Origin of the sequence: Paraburkholderia sp. (assembly GCF_035501035.1) — a bacterium.
Taxonomy (GTDB): Bacteria; Pseudomonadota; Gammaproteobacteria; order Burkholderiales; family Burkholderiaceae; genus Paraburkholderia.
Map to the genome: position 1 here is coordinate 1 of NZ_DATJWR010000053.1, position 15,286 is coordinate 15,286.

General features: G+C 67.4%; 16 protein-coding genes. 10 read left to right on the forward strand and 6 right to left on the reverse strand.

Going from position 1 to position 15,286, the window contains the following annotated elements; translation table 11 throughout:
* The 3 genes from VMJ11_RS03130 to pxpB form a co-directional block, all read right to left on the reverse strand.
* On the reverse strand, window positions 1–402 hold a 402-nt coding region (locus VMJ11_RS03130), incomplete at its 3' end, for a 5-oxoprolinase subunit PxpA (protein ID WP_325616800.1).
* A gap of 40 nt (window positions 403–442) precedes the next feature.
* The gene (locus VMJ11_RS03135; protein WP_325616802.1) at window positions 443–1,510 is read right to left on the reverse strand and encodes a biotin-dependent carboxyltransferase family protein; all 1,068 of its coding nucleotides are present in this window, start codon (window positions 1,508–1,510) and stop codon (window positions 443–445) included.
* The gene (gene pxpB, locus VMJ11_RS03140; protein ID WP_325616804.1) at window positions 1,507–2,166 is read right to left on the reverse strand and encodes a 5-oxoprolinase subunit PxpB; all 660 of its coding nucleotides are present in this window, start codon (window positions 2,164–2,166) and stop codon (window positions 1,507–1,509) included. Before pxpB ends, VMJ11_RS03135 begins: the two co-directional genes overlap by 4 nt.
* Window positions 2,167–2,400: 234 nt before the next feature.
* On the opposite strand from pxpB, the gene VMJ11_RS03145 reads away from it, so the two are divergent.
* The gene (locus VMJ11_RS03145) at window positions 2,401–2,913 is read left to right on the forward strand and encodes a winged helix DNA-binding protein (RefSeq protein ID WP_325616806.1); all 513 of its coding nucleotides are present in this window, start codon (window positions 2,401–2,403) and stop codon (window positions 2,911–2,913) included.
* A 37-nt stretch (window positions 2,914–2,950) separates the two neighbouring features.
* On the opposite strand, the gene VMJ11_RS03150 is transcribed toward VMJ11_RS03145, so the two are convergent.
* Window positions 2,951–3,577: a 5-formyltetrahydrofolate cyclo-ligase gene (locus VMJ11_RS03150; protein ID WP_414694284.1), complete on the reverse strand. Its 627-nt coding sequence runs from the start codon at window positions 3,575–3,577 to the stop codon at window positions 2,951–2,953.
* An 8-nt stretch (window positions 3,578–3,585) separates the two neighbouring features.
* Between VMJ11_RS03150 and VMJ11_RS03155 the strand changes: the two genes are divergently transcribed.
* The 4 genes from VMJ11_RS03155 to VMJ11_RS03170 all read left to right on the forward strand — a co-directional run bounded on the left by VMJ11_RS03155 (window position 3,586) and on the right by VMJ11_RS03170 (window position 8,610).
* Window positions 3,586–5,565, forward strand: a complete 1,980-nt coding sequence (locus VMJ11_RS03155; RefSeq protein ID WP_325616810.1) for a lytic transglycosylase domain-containing protein — start codon at window positions 3,586–3,588, stop codon at window positions 5,563–5,565.
* Between the two features lie 147 nt (window positions 5,566–5,712).
* Entirely contained in the window at window positions 5,713–6,669 is a 957-nt protein-coding gene (locus VMJ11_RS03160) for a complex I NDUFA9 subunit family protein (RefSeq protein ID WP_325616812.1), read from the forward strand.
* A gap of 52 nt (window positions 6,670–6,721) precedes the next feature.
* Window positions 6,722–7,372, forward strand: a complete 651-nt coding sequence (locus tag VMJ11_RS03165) for a glutathione S-transferase family protein (RefSeq protein ID WP_325616813.1) — start codon at window positions 6,722–6,724, stop codon at window positions 7,370–7,372.
* Entirely contained in the window at window positions 7,369–8,610 is a 1,242-nt protein-coding gene (locus VMJ11_RS03170; RefSeq protein ID WP_325616815.1) for a multifunctional CCA addition/repair protein, read from the forward strand. The genes VMJ11_RS03165 and VMJ11_RS03170 overlap by 4 nt, the downstream gene beginning before the upstream one ends.
* A 26-nt stretch (window positions 8,611–8,636) precedes the next feature.
* On the opposite strand, the gene VMJ11_RS03175 is transcribed toward VMJ11_RS03170, so the two are convergent.
* Both VMJ11_RS03175 and VMJ11_RS03180 read right to left on the reverse strand, forming a co-directional pair.
* Complete coding sequence (locus tag VMJ11_RS03175) at window positions 8,637–8,831, reverse strand: DUF2905 domain-containing protein (RefSeq protein ID WP_325616817.1); 195 nt, start codon at window positions 8,829–8,831, stop codon at window positions 8,637–8,639.
* Between the two features lie 21 nt (window positions 8,832–8,852).
* Window positions 8,853–10,067 carry a class I SAM-dependent methyltransferase gene (locus tag VMJ11_RS03180; RefSeq protein WP_325616819.1) on the reverse strand — a complete coding sequence of 405 codons (1,215 nt, stop codon included), beginning with the start codon at window positions 10,065–10,067 and terminating at the stop codon, window positions 8,853–8,855.
* Window positions 10,068–10,119: 52 nt separating this feature from the next.
* Here VMJ11_RS03180 and VMJ11_RS03185 point away from each other — a divergent pair, with 52 nt between their 5' ends.
* The 5 genes from VMJ11_RS03185 to VMJ11_RS03205 form a co-directional block, all read left to right on the forward strand.
* Window positions 10,120–10,956 (forward strand): SDR family oxidoreductase, encoded by an 837-nt coding sequence (locus VMJ11_RS03185; RefSeq protein WP_325616827.1) that lies wholly within the window; start codon window positions 10,120–10,122, stop codon window positions 10,954–10,956.
* Between the two features lie 247 nt (window positions 10,957–11,203).
* Window positions 11,204–11,599, forward strand: a complete 396-nt coding sequence (locus VMJ11_RS03190; RefSeq protein WP_325616821.1) for a dihydroneopterin aldolase — start codon at window positions 11,204–11,206, stop codon at window positions 11,597–11,599.
* 3 nt (window positions 11,600–11,602) lie between these two features.
* Window positions 11,603–12,613: a tRNA 2-thiocytidine(32) synthetase TtcA gene (ttcA, locus tag VMJ11_RS03195; RefSeq protein ID WP_325616823.1), complete on the forward strand. Its 1,011-nt coding sequence runs from the start codon at window positions 11,603–11,605 to the stop codon at window positions 12,611–12,613.
* Between the two features lie 235 nt (window positions 12,614–12,848).
* On the forward strand, window positions 12,849–14,210 hold the full coding sequence (glmU, locus tag VMJ11_RS03200; protein WP_325616829.1) for a bifunctional UDP-N-acetylglucosamine diphosphorylase/glucosamine-1-phosphate N-acetyltransferase GlmU: 1,362 nt from the start codon (window positions 12,849–12,851) through the stop codon (window positions 14,208–14,210).
* Window positions 14,211–14,306: 96 nt separating this feature from the next.
* Window positions 14,307–15,286, forward strand: a 980-nt coding sequence (locus VMJ11_RS03205) for an isomerizing glutamine--fructose-6-phosphate transaminase (RefSeq protein WP_325616825.1), incomplete at its 3' end; no start/stop codon positions are given.

Here is a 15,286-nt window from a genome sequence, read left to right on the forward strand (position 1 = left end):
CGAGGGATCGAAGTCGTGCACGGCGGAAACGATCGCCTCGGCGATCCGGGAGTCACGCGCGGCCTGGTTGTAGAGCGCGCCATGCGGCTTCACGTGGGCAATGCGGCCGCCTTCGGCCTGGGCAATCGCGGAGAGCGCGCCCAGTTGATAGAGCACGCCCGCGTAGATTTCCTCAGCCGGCAGGTTCATCTCCTTGCGACCGAAGTTCTCGGGGTCGTTGAAGCTCGGGTGCGCGCCGATCGAGACGCCTTTTTCCACGGCCCAGCGCACGCATTCGCGCATCGCATTGGCCCCGCCCGCGTGCCAGCCGCACGCGATGTTGGCGGAGCTCACGAGGTCGAGCAGCGCCTCGTCGGAGCCGCAGCCTTCGCCGAGATCGGCGTTCAGATCGATGGTGGTCATGGTGTTCCTCTTACTGCGCTTGCTGCGAATGGGGCATGAATCACGCGCCGGCGGCCGCGCTCGCGCGGCGGCTCGCGTAGCGCTCGTCGTGCATGGCGATCGCGGCGTCGATCTGCCGCAGATACGCCCGTTCCTCTTCCAGCGCGGCGCGCGCGGCGGCTGGCGTCGCTTCCACGAAGCGCACGCCCGCGCTCAGACGCACTTGCGCCAGCTTCCAGAGATCGGCGCGAATCACGGAGCCGATTTTGGGGTAGCCGCCCGTGGTCTGCGCATCGGCCATCAGGACGATGGGCTGGCCGCTCGGCGGCACCTGGATCGTGCCGGGCAGCACGGCGTGCGAAAGCAGGTCGGCGCCGCTCGTGCGCGCGAGCGGCGTGCCCGCGAGCCGAAAGCCCATGCGGTTGCTGTTGGGCGTGACCTGCCATTCGTCGGACCAGAGTGCGCGCTGCGCCTCGGCCGTGAAGCTGTCGTACTCGGGGCCGCGCAGCACGCGCACGGGCACGGCCCAGGCCATGCCGTCCGGGTGGCGGCCGCGCCGGTGATGCGGTTCGTCCACGAGTGCGAAGTTGCACCACACGGGCGCCTTCACGCCGAAGGCCGGCGCGCGCGGATCGAGCGCCGCGCGATCGCGGCCCGGCGCGAACGAGGCGCCGGTGGCGAGGCGGTCGCCGTCTTTGAGCGCACGGCCCGCGAGGCCGCCGAAGCCCGCTGCGAGATCGGTGCTGCGCGAGCCGAGCATCGGCAACACGTCGATGCCGCCCGCCACGCACACGTAGGCGCGCATGCCGCGCTTCGCGCCGTTGAGCACCAGTTGCTCGCCTGCGGCCACGGGCAGGCTCCACCACGACCAGACTGGGCGAGCGCCCAGCGTGGCGCCGAAGTCGGTGCCGGTGATGGCGATGCGCGTGGCGCGCGCGAAGCGCAGCGCGACGGGGCCGAAGGTGATTTCGATGCCGGCCGCGTCGGGCCGGTTGCCGACGAGGCGGTTGCCCACTTCGAGCGCGAGCGTATCGAGCGCGCCGCCGGTGGCGACGCCCAGGTGCCGGTAGCCGGGGCGGCCGAGATCCTGGACCGTGGTGAGCAGGCCCGCGCGCAAAACTTCAATCATGCGTGGAGCTCCGCGATGGTGAAGCGCACACGGTCGCCCGGCATGAGGAGCGTGGGCGGATTGCGTGCGGGGTCGAAAAGCTTGAGCGCGGTGCGGCCGATCAGTTGCCAGCCTCCCGGCGAACTGGCGGGATAGATCCCCGTCTGCTCGCCGCCGATGCCGACCGAACCGGCCGGGACGCTGAGGCGCGGCTCGCGGCGGCGCGGCGTGTGCAGGGCGGGCTCGAGGCCGCCGAGGTAGGCGAAGCCGGGCTGAAAGCCGAGGAAGAACACCGTGTAGACGCCCGCGGCGTGACGCGCGGCGACATCGGCGGGCGCCATGCCGCAATGCCCGGCCACCGCTTCGAGATCGGGACCGTCGGGGCCGCCGTAGACCACAGGAATCTCGACCTCACTGCCTGCCTCGGGGGCGTCTTCGGCGTCGCGCCAGGCGCTCCTGAGCGCGCCGGCGAGCGCCGCTGCGTCGGCGGCGAGCGGATCGAAGGTGATCGTCAGGTTGTTCATGCCGGGCACCACCTCGCGCACCGGCGCCCAGCCGTGCGCGAGCGCGGCGACGGCCCAGACGCGGCGCTGGACTTCGAGCGTGGCGGGCGGCGGCGCTTCGCAGACGAGCGCCTCGTCACCGAGAGGAAAAATGCGGGGTTCAGAATTCGGCATGTTGGATCAAGGGGCGGTTCGACCAGTCGAAATCATGGCTCGTCACACTGCGTGCGAGGGTTCCTGGGAGGGTTCCCGGAGCGGTCGGCGCCGTGACTTGCTAGCGTACATTGTCGATAAATTATCTACAAATTATCAATAAGCGTTTTTGCCAGGCGCGTTGCAGGGCGTGCTGCCACTACACTCACGCCACGCCCTCAAATCCTCTTCGACTTCCGACCACAGGTTTTAGCCATGTCGCGTCAGCCGACCAAGATCGTTTCGTCTGAACATCTCGTCTCCGAGTCGAGTGCCGAGCTTTCCGAATTCGAGTACGCGCTCATCATGGCGGGCAACGCGTTCAACCGCTGGATGGTGCGCTGCATGTCGGCGGCGGGCGTGAAGGACATGACGCCGATCGAGGTGTCGCTGCTTCATCACGTCGGCCATCGCGAGCGGCGCAAGAAACTCGCGGACATCTGCTTCGTGCTCAACATCGAGGACACGCACGTCGCCACGTATGCGTTGAAGAAGCTCGTCTCCAGAGGGTATGTAAAAAGCGAAAAGACCGGCAAGGAAGTCTTCTTTTCGGTGACGACCGAAGGGCGCGATCTGTGCCTGCGCTATCGCGACGTGCGCGAAAGCTGCCTCATCGCCACGCTCAAGGAAAGCGGCCTCACGAACCAGCAGATCGGCGAAGCCGCGCAGCTCATGCGCAACGCGTCGGGGCTCTATGACACGGCCGCGCGCGCGGCGGCTTCGCTCTAACGCGGCCGGCCGCGCACACGGCGGCCGTGACGCGCTTTTAGCGCGTGCGTAACCGCGAGGCGAGGTGCGTGGCGGCCTCGGTCACCACAGCGTCGAGCGGCAGGTCGTGCGCTTCGCGCGCGAGCACGCCGTCGTCGATATGGCACGCCTCCCAGGCAATGCCGAGCGTGACGGGCAAGGTCTCTCCGGGCCACGCGGCCAGCGTGCGGTCGTAGTAGCCGCCGCCGTAGCCGAGCCGGTAGCCGTCGCGGTCGAAGCCCACGCAGGGCACGAGCAGCAGATCGGGCACGATCGCCTCTTGCGAAGCCGGCTCGGGAATGCCGTGATGGCCGTCGCGCATCGGCGCGTCGGGCGTCCACGCATGAAAGGCGAGCGGCGCATGACGTTCGGCAATGACGGGGAGGGCGGCTCGCCGTGATGCATTCGCGGCGAGCCAGGCGCTCATCCAGGCGCGCGCATCGAACTCGCCGCGCAGGGGCCAATAGAAGCCGATCGAGCGCGGCGCAAATTGCGAGACGAGCGCATCGAGTCGGGCTGTCAGCGCACCATTGATTGCCACGTCGGAAGCCGCCTCGATTCGCCGAGGAAGGAGCCTTGCACGCCAGTCCTTTTTGGATTCCGCGGGGGGGTTGCGTGCTATCCTTGGGTTCACCTCGCGCTCCAGAAATAACGATGTCCAAACGCCTCGTCCGAGTATATCGCGTGCTCGGTCTCGTACTGACCGCCGCGGCACTCGTCGCATGTAGCACGGCGGATGCCGTGCGTCCCGTCGCCCTCCCCGTAGGTTCGGTACTCTCACCCGACGATCAGACCTTCATCCAGCTTCGTGAAGCCGCGCGCAACAACGACCCTGCGCGCGCCGCGCAACTCGCTGCGATGATTCCCGATTACCCGGCGCCGTCGTATCTCGAATACTTCACGCTCAAGCCGCAGCTCTTCGATTCGCAAGGCCACGCGCGCGTGGACGCGCCCGATGCGCCAGTGCTCTCGTTCCTGCAGCGCTACGACGGCCAGGCCATCGCCGACCGTCTGCGCAACGACTATCTGCTCGTGCTGGGCGCGCGCCACGACTGGGCGAACTTCGACCAGCAATATCCGCGCTTCGTGCTCAACGACGACACGCAGGTGAAGTGCTACGCGCTCGAGTCGCGTGCGGCGCGCGGCGAGAACGTCGCCGACGATGCACGCGCGCTGCTCGTCGAGCCGCGCTATTACGGCGATGGCTGCGTCGACCTCATCACGGCGCTCTCCATCAAAGGCCAGTTCTCGAGCGACGATGTCTGGCGGCAGATTCGCCTCGCCTACGAGCAGAACCAGACCTCCACCGGCGCGAAGCTGCTCGACGGCCTCGCGCAGCGTCCCGACCCGACGGCGTTCAGCCAGGCCGTGAGCACGCCGCCGCTCACGCTCGCGCAAGGCATTACCGCCGATCCGCAGTCGCACCAGCTCGCGCTGCTCGCCATCACCGTGATGGCGCGTAACGATCCGGCCATGGCCGCGGCCACCTTCGCGGCCGTCGCGCCTTCGCTCAGCTCGCCGGAACGCGCGATCGGCTGGGGCACGATTGGTTATCAGGGCGCGCAAAAGCGCCTGCCGGCCGCGCTCGACTGGTACCGGCTCTCGGCGAACGCGCCGCTCTCGAGCCCGGCTTACGAATGGCGCACTCGCGCCGCGCTGCTCGGCGGCGACTGGACCATGGTGCGCTGGTCGATCGAACAGATGCCGGCCGCGCTGCGCGCGCAACCGTCGTGGGTCTACTGGCACGCACGCGCGCTCAAGCAGGCGGGCGAGACGGCGCAGGCGAACCAGGAACTCGCTTCGATCTCGCAGGGCTACAACTTCTACGGCCAGCTCGCCACCGAGGAACTCGGGCAGAAAATCACGATTCCGCCCAAGACCACGGTAACCGACGCCGAGATCGCCCAGGTCGCGCAAACGCCCGGCTTCGCGCTCGCGCAGCGCTTCTACGCGCTGAACCTGCGGCTCGAAGGCAATCGCGAATGGAACTGGCCGTTGCGCAACATGAGCGATCGCCAGCTGATCGCCGCCGCCGAATACGCGAAGCGCATCCAGCTGCTCGACCGCACCGTCAACACCGCCGACCGCACGCAGACCGAGCACGACTTCTCGCTGCGCTATCTCGCGCCGTTCCGCGACGTGGTCGAGCGCGACGCGCAGACCAATGGTCTCGACGTGGAATGGGCGTATGGCCTGATCCGCCAGGAGTCGCGCTTCATCCTCAACGCGAAGTCGGGCGTGGGCGCGAGCGGCCTCATGCAGATCATGCCGGCCACGGCGCAAATGGTGGCGAAGAAGATCGGCCTCGGCCCGCTTTCCAAAGATCAGCTCAATGATCTCGACACCAATATCCTGCTCGGAACGAACTATCTGTCGATGATCTACAATCAGTTCGACGGGTCCGCCGTGCTCGCGACCGCGGGCTACAACGCCGGGCCGGGCCGCCCGCGCGCATGGCGCCAGTCGTTGCAGCGCGGCGTCGAGGGCGCCATTTTCGCGGAGACCATTCCGTTCCAGGAAACCCGCGACTACGTGAAAAACGTGTTATCGAACACGGTCTACTATGCGGCGCTGTTCGAGGGCCGTCCGCAATCGCTGAAGGCGCGTCTCGGTTATATCTCGCCGTCGCCGTAAGCGCTTCGCCGTCTAGCCGCGCCACGCCGCACCGCTCTCCGGATGGGCCGCGCGGCGGCGTGCGGCGCGTTCCGCTTCACGCGGGGCGCGCTGCGGGACGAACCGGACCTCGTACACGGGGGCGCCGCCTGCCCGAGGAGGTCGAAGATGAGACATCAAGCCATTGCGGTCATCGGCGGTTCGGGATTCATCGGCAGCCATCTCGTCAACGCGCTCGTCGAAGTGGGCAAGGACGTGCGGGTCGCCACCCGCCGCCGCTTCAACGCCCGCCACCTCACCCTGTTGCCCATCGACGTCGTCGAAACCGACGTGTCCGATCCCGTCGCGCTCGCCGCGTTCGTGGAGGGGGCGGATGCGGTCATCAATCTCGTCGGCACGCTCCACGGCGGGCGCGGCGATCCTTACGGGCCGGGCTTCGCGAAACTGCACGTGGAACTGCCCACGAAGATCGTGGCCGCCTGCGAGAGCAAGGGCGTGCATCGGCTCATCCACATGAGCGCGCTCGGCGCAGACTCGCGCGGGCCGAGCATGTACCTGCGCTCGAAGGGCGACGGCGAAAAAGCCGTCCATGCGGCCACAGGGCTCGCCACGACGATCTTCCGGTCTTCGGTCGTGTTCGGTCCCGAGGACACGTTCCTCAACCGCCTCGCGCTCCTGCAAAAGCTCTTTCCCGTGATCCCGCTCGCCATGCCCGATGCGAAGTTCCAGCCGGTCTTCGTGGGTGACGTGTCAAAGGCGATCGTCAATGTGCTCGATCTCGACGGCGCGAGCGGGCACACTTACGAGCTTGGCGGCCCGACGGTCTACACGCTCGAACAGTTGCTGCGGTACTGCGGCGAAGTGATGGGGCGCCATGCGCGCATCGTGCGGCTACCCGGTACGTTCGGGCGGCTCCAGGCGCTTTCGTTCGAAATGGCGCCGGGCGTCCCGGTGCTCACGCGCGATAATCTCGATTCGATGAAGGTGGACAGCGTGCTTTCGGGGCCGCTTGCGCCCGAGCTCGATATCGAGCCCGCCAGCATCGAGACGATCGCGCCGCTCTACCTCGCCGACGCCTCGCTGCGCTCGCGCCTGAACATCTTTCGCGCCAGCGCCGGCCGGTAGCCCGCTGCCAGCCGGCGCCCATTCCACTCACCACACTACGGTCATCTGGACAATGAAGCTCGTAATTGGAGACAAGAACTATTCGTCGTGGTCGATGCGCCCCTGGGTGCTGCTCACGCACTTCGGCATCCCGTTCGAGGAAGTGTTGATCGAGCTCGACGAGCCGGACACCAAATCCTCGATCCTCGCGTTCTCGGCCTCGGGCAAGGTACCGTGCCTCGTCGCCGGCGACGGCTTTGCCGTGTGGGATTCGCTCGCGATTGCCGAGACGCTCGCCGAGCGCTTCCCCCAGCACGCCATGTGGCCGCGCGAGGCCAATGCGCGTGCCCGTGCGCGCAGCGTGAGCGCCGAAATGCACTCGGGCTTCGGCGAGCTGCGCAACCACATGCCGATGAACATCCGCAAGGTGAAGCCGGGCGCGGGCGCGACGCCGGGCGCGCTCGCCGATGTCGCGCGCATCGACGCGCTCTGGCGCGAGTGCCTCGCTGCGAGCGGCGGCCCGTTCCTGTTCGGCGAATTCACCATTGCCGACGCCATGTACGCGCCGGTCGTGATGCGCTTTAACAGCTATGCGCCGAAGCTCTCGCCCGAAGCCGCGGCTTACGCGCAGCGCGTGAGCGCGCTGCCCGCGGTGGCGAAATGGGTGGAGGCCGCGCGCGGCGAAACGCACATCGTCGCCGACGACGAACGCGACGACGAATGAAGATCTATGTCGTAGGCGGTGCGATCCGCGACGAAATGCTGGGGCTGCCCGTGCGCGATCGCGACTACGTCGTGGTTGGTGCGACGCCGGAGCAGATGGTCGCACAGGGCTATCGTCCGGTGGGCAAGGACTTTCCGGTATTTCTGCATCCCGAGACGCAAGAGGAGTACGCGCTCGCGCGCACCGAGCGCAAGACGGCTGCCGGCTATCACGGCTTTCAGTTCTACTACGCACCCAACGTGACGCTAGAGGAAGACCTCGCGCGCCGTGATCTCACGATCAATGCGATGGCGCAGGAAGTGCAGCCGGGGGGCGTGCTCACCGGGCCGGTCATCGATCCGTTCGGCGGCGCGCATGATCTGCGCTCGCGCGTGTTTCGCCATGTGAGCGACGCGTTTCTCGAAGACCCCGTGCGCATCCTCCGCCTCGCGCGCTTCGCGGCCCGCTTCGCCGATTTCACCGTTGCGCCCGAAACACTCGCACTCATGCGCGCGATGGTCGAATCGGGCGAAGTCGACGCGCTCGTACCCGAGCGCGTCTGGCAGGAAATCGCGCGTGGTCTCATGGAAGTGAAGCCTTCGCGCATGTTCGCGATGTTGCGCGAGTGCGGTGCGCTTGCGCGCGTGCTGCCCGAGGTGGACAGCCTTTTCGGCGTTCCGCAGCGCGCCGACTATCACCCGGAAGTGGACACGGGCGTTCACGTGATGATGGTGATCGACCATGCGGCGGCGCAGGGCTATACGTTGCCGGTGCGTTTCGCGGCGCTCACGCACGATCTCGGCAAGGCGACCACGCCTGAAGACGTGCTGCCGCGCCACATCGGCCACGAGGGGCGCAGCGTCAGTCTGCTCAAGCCGCTGTGCGACCGGCTGCGCGTGCCCAACGAGTGCCGCGAGCTCGCGGTGCTCGTCGCGCGCGAGCACGGCAACATGCATCGCGTGATGGACATGGGCGCGGCGGCGCTCGTGCGCCTCATCGAACGCTGCGACGCGCTGCGCAAGCCCGCGCGCTTCGCCGAGGCGCTGCAGGCGTGCGAGTCGGACTTGCGCGGGCGCCTGAACTGGGAGAACGCGCCCTATCCGCAGGCCGAGCGGCTGCGCGTGGCGCTGGTGGCTGCGCGTGGCGTCGATGCGGGGGCTGTCGCGCGCGCGATCGAAGGCGGCGGCGCGGAAAAGATCAAGGAAGCGGTGCACCGCGCGCGCATTGCGGCGGTGGAAGAGGCGCTTGCTTCGGCCTGAACCGGGCCGCTCGCTCGCGCGCGCGGTCAGAACGCGCGCACGAGCAGCGAAAGCACCATCGAAAGCACGAGCGTCGACATGAACGGCAGCGGATATTCGCGGCCGAAAATGCGTAGCGTGACGTCGCCGGGCAGCCGCCCGATGCCGAGCTTCCTGAGCCACGGCTGGGCGCCCGAGAGAATCGCGACGGCGATGAACGTAGTGAGGAACCAGCGGATCATGAGTGTTCCGGCGTGCACGCCTCAGAGTGTGTGGCTGCGATCGCCGCGCGCGAACGCCGCGATGGTTTCGTCGATGCCGCGCGAAAACGCGATCACCTTGAAGAGTTCGCCCATCTCCGCTTCGGAAACGAGTTTTTGCACCGCGTTCGCGGCGGGCAGGAAGCGTTGCGGGTCGCGCGGATCGATTTCTCCGAGTACCTCGGTAATGCCGGCGTTCATCAGAAAGCGCGCCTGCGAGGTATAGCCGAGCAGGTCCGCGCCCGCTTCGACGCCGGCCTCGGCAATGCCCGTGAATTCCACGTGCGCGGTGATGTCCTGCAGGCCGGGGTAGAGGAACGGGTCGCCGTGCGCGCGGTGCCGGTAGTGGCACATCAGCGTGCCCTGTGCGCGTTGCGCGTGATAGTACTCGTGGCGCGGAAATCCATAGTCGATGAAAAACGCTGCGCCGCGCGCGAGCATCGCACATACGGTGCGCGTGAACGCGAGCGCCGCCTCGTGCGTCTCGGTCACGTAGTTCTCGCTGCCTTCGATACCCGCGAGCGCACTGGCGGTGCTGCCGTTCAGCCTGCCGGCGTCGCGCCCGGAGTTTGCGGGTTGATCGGCGAAGACGAAGGCGCCTTCGGCGTTCACGCTCACGCCGCGCTCGTGCCATACCGCGTCCTTGCGGGCGAACAGGCGCACCGGCATGGCGTCGAGCACCTCGTTGCCGATCACGACACCTTCGAACTGCGCGGGCAGCGCGTCGAGCCAGCTCACGCGCTCGAGGAGCGCGGGCGCGAGCCGCGTGATCGTCTCGCGTTGGCGCTCGCGCAACTCGCCCGACAGATCGACAATCGCGTACGAGTCGAACGGCACGCCCGCGGCGTCGAGCGCGAGCATGACGCCCGCCGCGAGCCGGCCCGTGCCCGCGCCGAACTCCATCAGGCGCCGCGTGCCGCTCGCTGACAGCGCCTCGCCCACGGCGCGCGCGAGCGTGGCCGCGAAAAGCGGCGAAAGCTCGGGGGCGGTCACGAAGTCGCTGCCGTCGTCGGCGAGGAGGCCGAATTTGCGCGCGCCGCCGCCGTAGTAGCCGAGCCCCGGCGCATAGAGCGCGCGTTCCATATACCGGTCGAACGGTAGCCAGCCGCCCGCCGCGGCGATCTCGGCGCGCAGCGTGGCCTCGAGCGCCTCGGACTGCGCGAGCGCGATCGGCTCGGGAACAGGTAAACTATCGGGTTCGTGAGCTTTCGGATTCATCCCGGCATTGTAAATGAGCGCAACTTCCGGCATCCGCCCGGCTGACGCCGGCATGCGCGCCTCAGTCAACGCATCGCAGCCCGCATCGCACCCCAATTCAGACGCCGACACGCAGGCGCCCGTTGTGCTGGTGACGGGCGGCGCGCGACGCATCGGGCGCGAGCTGTCGCTGGGCTTTGCTGCGCGCGGCTGGGACGTCGCGGTGCATTACGGCGAGTCGCGTGCAGCGGCCGAGGAAGTCGTCGCGCAGATTGCGGCGCTGGGCCGCCGCGCGGTCGCGCTGCATGCGGACCTCGCGAATGAGGCCGAAGTGGCGCGCCTCGTGCCGGACTGTGCGGCGGCGCTCGGCCGGCCCGCGTGCGTGCTCAACAATGCCTCGCGCTTCGAGGAAGACACCGCGCGCGACGTCGGCTACGCGAAGCTGCTGCAGCTCATGTCGGTCAACGTGGGTGCGCCGCTCGTGCTGGCGCGCACGCTGTACGAAGCAACGCCCGACGCGGCGGTGAACGACGAGACGCTGCGCACGTGCGTCATCAACGTGCTCGACCAGAAGCTGTACAACATGAATCCCGACTACCTGTCGTACACGCTGACGAAGGCCGCGCTCGCGAACGCCACCGTCGCGCTCGCCCAGGCGCTCGCGCCGAAGGTGCGCGTGGTGGGGCTTGCGCCCGGCCTCACGTTGCAGTCGGGCGACCAGACGCCGGAAAGCTTCGCGGCTGCGCACCAGGTCACGCCGCTCAGGCGCGCGTCGCGACCCGCCGATCTCGTGGAAGCCGCGCTGTATCTGGCGAAGGCTTCGGGCGTGACCGGCACGACGCTCGTGGTCGATGGCGGCCAGCATCTCGTGCCGCTGCCGCGCGACGTGATGTTTCTGACTGGCGGTTGAAGCCGGCGCCGGGCGAATGCGCCGCGCGTCGCCCCGCTACCTGGCTGCAGGTGAAGTTGCACGCCAAACTTTGCAACTAAATGCATAGCCCGCTGCGCGCTGGTCCTCGAGCAAGCGGTGCTGACGAACACAAGGGAATGCGAGCCGCCGCGCACGAGCGGTTTTGCAGACCGACCGGATGACCCGCCGGGCGCACTGCGCCGGCACACGTGCGAGAGAACGCACGCTTTTATCGACTGGAACATACATGTCCACCGTTTTGCTTCACCCCCGGCTCGCCGACTGCCGCCGGCTTTTCCTGCGCAACTACGAAGTGCACATCAACATTGGCGTGCACGACTTCGAAAAGCGCGGCGAGCAGCGCGTCGTGATCAACGTCGACCTGTTCGTGCCGCTCGCGCTCACGACGCCGCACGAAGACAAGCTACGCGAAGTCGTCGACTACGACTTCATGCGCGCGACCGTCGCCGAGCGCGTGGGCAAAGGCCATATCCATCTGCAGGAAACGCTCTGCGACGATCTGGCGAAGGCGCTGCTCGCGCACGACCAGGTGCGCGCGGTGCGCGTCTCGACCGAGAAGCCCGACGTTTATCCGGACTGCGACGCGGTGGGCGTCGAGGTCTTTCGCATCAAAGAGGACTGATTCATGAACGCCCCCGAAACGCTGCCCGTCGGGCAGGACGCCGCGAACGAACTGGCCGCAGCCCCGGCGAACGAAGAAGCCGTGAGCGAGGAAGCGGAGCGCCGCACGCTCACGCGCCGCGAGCAGAAGGAAGCCTACGAGAACAACAAACTGTTCAAGCGCATCGTGCGTCAGGTCGGCCAGGCGATCGGCGACTACAACATGATCGAGAACGGCGACAAGGTGATGGTGTGCCTCTCGGGCGGCAAGGACAGCTATGCGATGCTCGACGTGCTCCTGCGCCTGCGCGAGCGCGCGCCGATCGACTTCGACATCGTCGCCGTGAACCTCGACCAGAAGCAGCCGGGCTTTCCCGAGCACGTGCTGCCCGAGTACCTCGCGAAGGTGGGCGTGCCGTTTCACATCGAGAATCAGGACACGTACAGCATCGTCAAGCGCCTCGTGCCCGAGGGCAAGACCACGTGCTCGCTGTGCTCGCGCCTGCGCCGCGGCAGTCTGTACCGCGTGGCGGGCGAGCTGGGCGCGACGAAGATCGCGCTCGGCCACCATCGCGACGACATCCTCCAGACGCTGCTGCTGAACCTGTTCTACGGCGGCAAGCTGAAGGGCATGCCGCCCAAGCTGCAGTCGGACGACGGCAAGAACGTCGTGATCCGCCCGCTCGCCTACGTGAAGGAAACCGATCTCGAAAAGTACGCGCAACTGCGCGAATTCCCGATCATTCCGTGCAACCTGTGCGGCAGCCAGCCGAACCTGAAGCGCGCCGAGATGAAGGCGCTGATCCGCGAATGGGACAAGCGCTTCCCGGGCCGCGTCGAGAACATGTTCAACGCGCTCGGCAACGTCGTGCCCTCGCACCTCATGGATACGAAGCTGTTCGGCTTCGCGGGCCTGCGCGCGACGGGCGTGGCCGACCCGGCGGGCGACATCGCGTTCGACGAAGAACCGTGCTCGACCGACCCCGCACCGGCTGAAGGCGCGACGATCAGGTTCACGCCGTTCGACGACCTGTAAGCCACGCTGGAAGGTCGTATCTCACGCGCGCGACGCCAACGCGCCGCGCGCGTGAATCAAAACGCTCCGACCCCGCAAGCACATCTTGCGATCGCCGTGCGGCGGTTTGCGGCGACGACGTCAATCCAGACGTAAAGAATGATCAACCGGGCGGGAGAGGCCGGTGGGCCGCCGTCCTGGGGATACCCCCCATGCTAGAATCGACCGCTTCTTTCCTCATCTCGTCACCGATGCCATGAACGTCGTGATCCTCGCGGCAGGCATGGGCAAACGCATGCACTCCGCGCTGCCCAAAGTGCTTCATCCGCTCGCCGGCAGGCCGCTCCTCTCGCATGTCATCGATACCGCACGCACGCTTTCGCCTACCCGCCTCGTCGTCGTGGTCGGCCATGGCGGCGAAGCCGTGCGCGAGGCCGTCGGCGCGCCCGACGTCCAGTTCGCGCTTCAGGCCGAGCAGCTAGGCACGGGCCATGCCCTCGCGCAGGCGCTGCCGCTACTCGACGTCAACGTGCCCACGCTCGTGCTTTACGGCGACGTGCCGCTCACGCGCCCAACGACGCTCAGGCGCCTGACCGAAGCCGCCGGCCAGAACGGCTACGGCATCCTCACCGTCACGCTCGACGACCCGAGCGGTTACGGTCGCATCGTGCGCGGCGCGACCGGCCAGGTCGTGCGGATCGTCGAGCAGAAGGACGCGAGCGACGACGAGCGCCTCATCGACGAAATCAACACCGGCATCATCGTGACGCCCACGGCACCGCTCGCGGGCTGGCTGGCAGCACTGAAGAACGATAACGCCCAGGGCGAGTTTTACCTGACCGACGTCGTGGAAGCGGCGATCGTCTCCGGTCACCCGGTCGTGACCGCGCAGCCCGACGACGAATGGGAAACGCTCGGCGTGAACAGCAAGCTGCAGCTCGCCGAACTCGAGCGCGTGCATCAGCGCAACGTGGCGCAGGCGCTGCTCGTTGCGGGCGTGACGCTCGCCGACCCGGCGCGCGTCGACGTGCGCGGCTCGCTCTCATGCGGGCGCGACGTGTTCATCGACGTGAACTGCGTGTTCGAAGGCGACGTGACGCTGGCGGACAACGTGAGCGTGGGCCCGAACTGCGTGATCCGCAATGCGTCGATCGGCGCGGGCACGCGCGTGGATGCCTATACGCACATCGAAAGCGCGGCGGTCGGCGCGAACGCGGTGCTTGGGCCCTACGCGCGGCTGCGCCCGGGCGCGAAGCTCGCAGATGAAGTCCACGTGGGCAATTTCGTCGAAGTGAAGAACGCGAACATCGGCACGGGCTCGAAGGCGAATCACCTGAGCTATGTGGGCGACGCGGATGTTGGCGCGGGCGTGAACATCGGCGCGGGCACCATCACCTGCAACTACGACGGCGCGAACAAGTTCCGCACGATCATCGAAGACAACGTGTTCGTGGGTTCCGATACGCAGCTCGTCGCGCCCGTGCGCGTGGGCCGCGGCGTGACCATCGCAGCGGGCACGACCGTGTGGAAGGACGTGCCCGAAGGCACGCTCGTGCTCAACGAGAAAACGCAGATCGCGAAAACCGGCTACGTTCGGCCGGTCAAGAAAAAGAACTGAACGGTTGAATTCCGGCGCCGCACGTTGTGGGAACGCGCGTAAAAGAGCGCGACACGCGTACGGCGTCCACGCCTCTCTTTGCAAAGGATCGAATCCATGTGCGGCATTGTCGGCGCGGTTGCGCTTCGTAACATCGTTCCCGTCCTGATCGAAGGACTGCGGCGCCTCGAATATCGCGGCTACGACTCGTGCGGCGTGGCCGTCGTGACGGCCGACGGCCCCGAGCGCGTGCGCAGCGTCGCGCGCGTGGCCGAGCTCGACGAGCAGGTGCGCGAGGCGCGCTTCGAGGGCGTGACCGGCATCGCCCACACGCGCTGGGCCACGCACGGCGCGCCCACGGTGAGCAACGCGCACCCGATCTTCTCGCGCGACACGCTCGCGATCGTGCACAACGGCATCATCGAGAACTACGAGTCGCTGCGCGACACGCTGCGCGCGAAGGGCTACGAATTCGTCTCGCAGACCGACACCGAAGTCATCGCCCACCTGATCCACAGCCTGTATCAGGGCGACCTGTTCGCCGCCGTGCGCGCGGCCGTGCAGCAGCTCGCGGGCGCGTATGCGATCGGCGTCGTGCACAAGAGCCAGCCGCATACGGTGGTGGGCGCGCGCGCCGGCTCGCCGCTCGTGGTCGGTTACGGCCACGGCGAGAATTTCATCGCTTCGGACGCGCTCGCCATTGCGGGCAGCGCCGAGCGCATCAGCTATCTGGAAGAAGGCGACGTGTGCGAGATCACGCTCGAAGGCGTGCGCGTGGCCGACCGCCACGGCAACGAGGTCGTGCGCGAAGCGCGCGACGTGCAGGCCAACCAGGTCTATGGCGGAGAGGTCGATCTCGGCCCGTATCGCCACTACATGCAAAAGGAAATCTTCGAGCAGCCGCGCGCGATCTCGGACACGATTCCGGCCGCCGACGCCTTCGGTCCCGAGCTCTTCGGCGATAACGCGCTCGAGGTGTTCAAGGATATCGACAGCATCCTGATTCTCGCGTGCGGCACGAGCTATTACGCGGGTCTCACGGCGAAGTACTGGCTCGAATCGGTGGCGAAGATCCGCACCGACGTCGAGATCGCGAG